Here is a 562-nt window from a genome sequence, read left to right as displayed (position 1 = left end):
ATAAATTGCTTCGCATTTATCCTTTGTTGAAGCTGATCTTTTTCTAATAATATTATTCCTCTTTGCTCTAACCAGATATCATCATAAATTTGATCCAAATAGTTTACTCCTGTGTCTGGAATAATTGTCACAGCCGCCTTTGCACTACTATTTTGTAGCCATGCTAATGCTGAAATGACTGATAACCCGCCAGAACCACCTATCATAATGCCATACTCTTTAGCTAATATGCGACAAGTTGAAATTGCTTCTTGATCTCTTGCTATACAAACTTGATCTATCACTTCTAAATTCGTATTTTGACCTCTCCAGCTCAGCCCGACCCCATTAATTAAGTACGGATTAAATTGATTTTGGAATACAGCAGAACCTTTAACATCACAAGCAATTACATTTATCTCAGGGTTAAATCGTTTGATAAATTTTCCAATTCCGCACAAATGTCCACCTGTGCTTACTGCCCCTACAACAGAATCAATAGGTAAATCGACAATTTCTTTACCAGTAGTTTCAGCATGAAAATTAGGGTTATCGGGATTATCATATTGATTTGTCCAATATG

1 protein-coding gene is annotated in these 562 nt (G+C 35.8%); it reads right to left on the bottom strand.

Annotated features, from left to right (window positions below; translation table 11 throughout):
- Positions 1 to 562, bottom strand: a 562-nt coding sequence (locus tag KVT31_RS29340) for a pyridoxal-phosphate dependent enzyme (protein ID WP_217613704.1), incomplete at both ends; no start/stop codon positions are given.

Source organism: Bacillus sp. GbtcB14, from assembly GCF_019091205.1.
GTDB classification, from domain to species: Bacteria; Bacillota; Bacilli; order Bacillales; family Bacillaceae_G; genus Bacillus_A; species Bacillus_A cereus_AG.
This window is presented reverse-complemented; position numbering and strand designations above follow the sequence as displayed.